Origin of the sequence: Rheinheimera sp. (assembly GCF_036568245.1) — a bacterium.
In the GTDB taxonomy this organism is placed as follows: Bacteria; Pseudomonadota; Gammaproteobacteria; order Enterobacterales; family Alteromonadaceae; genus Alishewanella.
On record NZ_DATCSY010000043.1, the window covers coordinates 1 to 3,910 of the forward strand.

The following is a 3,910-nucleotide window of genomic DNA, read 5'->3' on the forward strand; positions in this document are numbered from 1 at the left end:
CAGCGAACCGCGTGCAGTAACGAATGAAACCTTCCGCTTACTCAACAGCCCGGCCTGGAGCCCCGACGGTGAGTTTATCGTCGCCCGCAAACATTTTACCGCCAGCAGATCATTAGGTGCCGGTGAAATCTGGCAATACCATAAAACCGGCGGCAACGGCATCATGCTGACCACCCGGGAAAATGACCAGAAAGATTTAGGCGAACCCGCATTCTCTCCCGATGGCAAATACATCTACTTTTCACAGGACGACACTCCGGGTAAAACCTTCCACTACAGTAAAGACTCCGAAAGTGGTATCTATAAAATAAAACGCTTTGAGCGTGAAACCGGTAAATGGGAAACCATACTTGATGGCGCAGGTGGGGCTATCCGGCCAACGCCTTCACCGGACGGTAAATATCTGGCGTATATCCGTCGGGTAGACTTTCAAAGCACGCTGTTTTTATATGATTTAACCAGCGGTGAACATATTAAACTGTACGATGGCCTGGACCGTGACATGCAGGAGACCTGGGCTATTCACGGCGTTTACCCAAGCCTGAGCTGGACACCGGACAATAAAGCGCTGCTATTCTGGGCCGGTGGTGAAATAAAACAACTTACTGTCGCCGATAAAACACTGGCAACCATCCCCTTTGTGGTAGAAAACAGCAAACAGATACAAACTGCGGTGCAGGTAAAGCAGAGTATTGATAACGATCAGGTGAAAACAAAAATGCTGCGCTTTGTGCAGGTGTCACCTGATGGAAAACAGGCAGTATTTACTGCTCTGGGCCATCTGTATATTACTGATGTGGATGAGCCAAACCCGAAGCGTCTGACTAAGCAAAGCACGGATTTTGAGTTCTATCCGCAATTTTCCCGCGATGGTAAACAACTGGTTTATGTTAGCTGGAACGATAATGAGCAAGGTGCGGTAAATCTGCTTAATTTACGTAATGGCCGGGTAACCAAACTGACTGATGAACCCGGCAAATATGTTGAACCGGTATTCAGTCCGGACGGTAAAACCGTGGTATACCGCAAAGCCGGTGCCGGCAGTTTACTGCCACGGCAATGGTCTTTGCATACCGGTTTATACAAAATCAGCAGCAAAGGCGGCAAGCCAGAGCTTATCAGCCAGACAGGCCGCAGTCCGATGTTTGGTGCCGACAATGACGCTGTTTATGCCATGCATAACAGCCCTGCCCCAAGTTTACTGCGTATAGATTTAACCAAACACAGCCAGCAAACCTTGTACACAGCGAAGTTTGGTACCGAGTTCAAACTCTCCCCAGATGGTAAATACCTGGCCTTTGCCGACAGATTTAAAGTGTTTGTTACGCCTTTTACCGAGCGCGGCAGTGCCATAGACATCAGTGGCAATGACAAGCAGTTCCCGGTAAAACAACTGTCTGTACGCGCAGGTGAATATATCAGCTGGAGCGGCGACAGCCGTAATTTATACTGGAGCCTGGGGCCAGAGTTATACCATGCCAGCATTGATGGCTTGTTTGACTTTAGCGATAAAACCGACTTTGCCGCCAAAGACGGTGTCGATTTGAGCTTTAACGTTGCGGCAGACTTTCCACGTGGCAGCGTAGCCTTTGTCGGCGGGCAAGTTATCACCATGAAAGGTGACGAAATCATTCAGGACGGTGTGGTTCTGGTAGAAAACAATAAAATTAAGGCGGTGGGAAAACGCAGTGATGTTGCCGTGCCGGTTAATGCAAAAGTATTTGATATCACGGGTAAAACTATTATGCCGGGGCTATTTGATGCGCACGCTCACGGCAGCCAGGGTAGCAATCAGATTACACCGCAGCAGAACTGGCAAAACTATGCCTCGCTGGCGTTTGGCGTAACAGCCATTCACGACCCGTCAAATGACACCCGTGAGGTGTTTTCAGCCAGTGAAATGCAGCAGGCGGGCATCATTGCCGGGCCACGTATTTTCTCCACTGGTACTATTTTATACGGTGCTGAAGGCGCCGGTTACACCTCTCATATCGACAGCCTGGAAGATGCAAAATTCCACCTGCAGCGTTTACAAAAAGCGGGAGCGTTTAGCGTAAAAAGCTATAACCAGCCGCGACGTAACCAGCGCCAGCAAGTGATACAGGCTGCACGCGAACTAAACATGCTGGTAGTACCGGAAGGCGGTTCCCTGATGCAGCATAACCTGACGATGATAGTGGATGGCCATACCACCATTGAGCATGCGTTACCGGCAGCCAAAGTGTATGACGATGTAAAACAGCTATGGCAGGCCAGCAAAACGGCTTATACCCCTACTCTGGTTGTCGCTTACGGCGGGATCTGGGGTGAAAATTACTGGTACGATAAAACAGAAGTATGGAAGCACCCGAAAATGCGTACCTATGTACCAATGGATGAGCTGGCGCCGCGTAGTATGCGCCGGCCCACAGCCCCCCAGCATCACTACAACCATTTTTCTGTCGCCAAAACGGCAAAAGAGCTGAGTGATATTGGGGTGGTAACCAATATCGGCGCGCACGGCCAACGCGAAGGTTTAGGTGCTCACTGGGAGATCTGGATGTTTGCGCAAGGTGGTATGAGCCCGTTAGAAGCGCTGAAAACTGCTACCATCAACCCGGCAAAAACCTTTGGTATGGACCATCAGCTCGGCAGTCTGGAAGCTGGCAAGCTGGCCGATCTTATCGTGATTGATGGCAACCCGCTGGACGATATCCGCATCAGTGACAAAGTACAGTTCACCATGGTCAATGGCCGTCTGTATGATGCCAATACGTTGAATGAAATTGGCCTGCGTGAACGTAAACGGGCCAGGTTTGAATTCGAACCGCGTTAACAATATTGCATGGCTGTAATTACAGGGCGGTATTACCGCCCCGCTACCGACTAAGCAGTAAATGTATGCTGTTACGTACTTTCTGCTGATCCTGACTGTCAAATGGCAGAATAATGTCGTCTCTGCCATTGCCAGTCAGGTCTGCCACTTTCACCCTGCGCGCATCGCGCGGTAAACTATAGTCAAACGACTTACTCCTGCGACTGAACAGTCGTTTGTCTTCCTGTGCATACAGTTTAAGTTCGTCCTGGCCGTCGCCTACCAGCAGGCTTTTTTTGCCGCTGCCATCAATATCTGCCAATTCAAACAGTGGCATATCAAAACGGAAGTTACTGATACTGACATCTATCGTTGCCTGCTGACGAAAATCGGCTTTAGCCGGGTACTGCCGTTCTGCATTCAATAAAAAGAAATCGATATCCAGATTTGCGCTGCCGCGCAGCAATACCCGGATCAGCGTACCTACCCCGAAATGGGTGCTTGGTATGTAAAAGTCCTGCAGGCCATCACCGTTAATATCATCGATATTGACCTCGATAGGAGACGTTTCCGTTGTTAACTGAGTATCTGGTTCGGCAGCGAACATCAGCCCTTTAGCAGTATGTTTGCCAAAATACACCCTAAAGGCGTTATTGCGCTCCAGGGCATCTGCCAGTTGCTCGCGGTTGACGACTAAATCCATTATGCCGTCGCCATCAATATCCGTTACATCACGCAATGAATCTATATACTGGCCGTTATAGCTGCGCCCGGCATCGTTGCGCTGATCGGCTTCCTGTTCAGTAGATAAGGTCAGCGGCCAATCCATAACGGTTGCAGTCGTAGCAAAACCGCCATCAGGCTGCTGCAAAAACAGATGAAATTTTCCCTGCCAGACAAACAGCAAATCGGTCTTGCCATCCTGATTGACATCTAACCGGTAGTGTTTTCTGGGTCTATATTCCGGCTCAGCCCGCCAACTTTGTACCAGGGTCGGAATTTGCAGTGCATAATGCACAAAGCTGCCGTCATTCTGCTGACGGTATAGATGTGTATACTGAAAGTCCGGCACAATAAAATCACTCAGACCTGAGCCCAAATCCACCACAAAGTCGG

General features: G+C 49.6%; 2 protein-coding genes. One reads left to right on the forward strand and one right to left on the reverse strand.

Features of this window, described 5'->3' with window-relative positions; translation table 11 throughout:
* Positions 1-2,815: amidohydrolase family protein (locus VIN66_RS02070; RefSeq protein ID WP_331922447.1), on the forward strand; the 2,815-nt coding region annotated here is incomplete at its 5' end.
* A 43-nt stretch (positions 2,816-2,858) separates the two neighbouring features.
* Here VIN66_RS02070 and VIN66_RS02075 read toward each other — a convergent pair.
* A partial coding sequence (locus VIN66_RS02075; RefSeq protein WP_331922448.1) for a VCBS repeat-containing protein occupies positions 2,859-3,910 on the reverse strand: 1,052 nt, incomplete at its 5' end.